Genomic DNA, 1515 nt, shown 5'->3' on the forward strand with positions numbered 1-1515 from the left:
GCGTTTGTACTGCCGCATCCTTCCCCGCTGAATATGAAGTGGTTCCGGGACTATCCGGAATTCCAGGAGAAAAGAATGAAAGAAGTGTCCAAGGTCGTCCACGAAGTACTTGATGAATCACCAAAGTAAGTTTCTGATAAGTTGTTCTTCGTTATGCTTCTAATTCATAATCCACAATCCGAATCCGATAACTGGCAACCGAAGCCAATGCACATAACCCAAGATTCATCATCCAGATCATCTCATACCTGCCCGTGATCTGGTAAAGATATCCTGCCAGCCACGTACTGATAAAACTGCCTGTCTGATGGCAGATAAAGGTAAAGCCGAATAGTAATCCCATACTTTCCGCCCCGAACTTCCGGCTGATAATCTCTGAAGTAGGAGTCACTGTTGCATCTCCTGTAAGTCCCATCGCAACCGCAAAGAATACTACCGTCACCACATTCTTAGGCAATAAGAAAAGAAATACCGCAATCAGAAGAACCCTTAATCCATAGATAGAACCCAGCACATTCTTGATTGGAATCTTAAGACATATGAATCCACAGGCAAGTGCCCCCAACATCGTTCCTATCCCAAATGTCGTATACGCAAAAGCGGCTGTTGACTTATCAATTCCATATGATACAATCTGCGAATACAGATGATTTTGAATCAATGACATATGGAATCCTCAAGTGCCAAATCCAATCATCAGATACCGGTATGTCCGGCTGGACACAGCCTCTTTCAGCCGCTCTGTTACTGACACATTATGTATCTCACCACGATCGCTTTCCTCAACATCATGATGCCGCCCCATGCCTGACAGCCAAAATGCAATCGGCAGGAAGATCAAAGCCAGCAAACTGAGTATCAGCATCGCTTTGGTAATTCCCAGCCCCGATATCAGATTTTCAACCACCGGAGACATGACAGAACTGCCAATCCCACTGCTGGCATTTACAATCCCTGAGACTGCAGCCGCTTTACTCTTTCCTACGAATGGAGAGATGGTTCCCATGATCATCCCGAAGCAAAGGGCCCCGGTACCAGACGAAACCAGGACTCCAAGTGTCAGAGTAAGCAGCAGCGCTGATCTGGAAAAAGCAGATAGGATAAAACCGCCTGCAAGTAAAATCAGTCCTACCTTCAACACAAATCCATTGGATTTTTTCAATGCCAATACGCCAAAAGCTGGCTGTGTAAATCCATATACCAACTCTCCAATTGCAACAACCAGACTGATCTTAGAATACATCAGACCTGCATGATCAGCAAAAGCATTCAATATAATACCATAATTCATACGAACACCTAGGGAAAGTCCGAACAGCAGGCATGCCGCAATAATCATCAGGGGAAGCGTTCTTTTTTTCATCATCTGTTATATTTCCTCCTTATAGAAATAGCAATATAACCGTATCGCTTTTCAATGTTTTCTAATCTGGCATTATTATATCCCTACATATGTCATAAGTAAAATTAATCTTCCTAATTCTAACATTAGAAAATCCGATTTGAAATTCCTGT

At 43.2% G+C, this 1515-nt stretch carries 2 protein-coding genes; both read right to left on the reverse strand.

The annotated features are described in order from the left end of the window. Positions 1-151: 151 nt before the first annotated feature. Positions 152-667, reverse strand: a complete 516-nt coding sequence (locus ACQRBN_RS17395) for an MFS transporter (RefSeq protein ID WP_427740357.1) — start codon at positions 665-667, stop codon at positions 152-154. A gap of 9 nt (positions 668-676) precedes the next feature. Further along, on the reverse strand, positions 677-1366 hold the full coding sequence (locus tag ACQRBN_RS17400; RefSeq protein ID WP_427740358.1) for an MFS transporter: 690 nt from the start codon (positions 1364-1366) through the stop codon (positions 677-679). Positions 1367-1515 lie beyond the last annotated feature (149 nt).

This window comes from Bariatricus sp. SGI.154 (genome assembly GCF_050313795.1).
Lineage (GTDB): Bacteria > Bacillota > Clostridia > Lachnospirales > Lachnospiraceae > CAMBRQ01.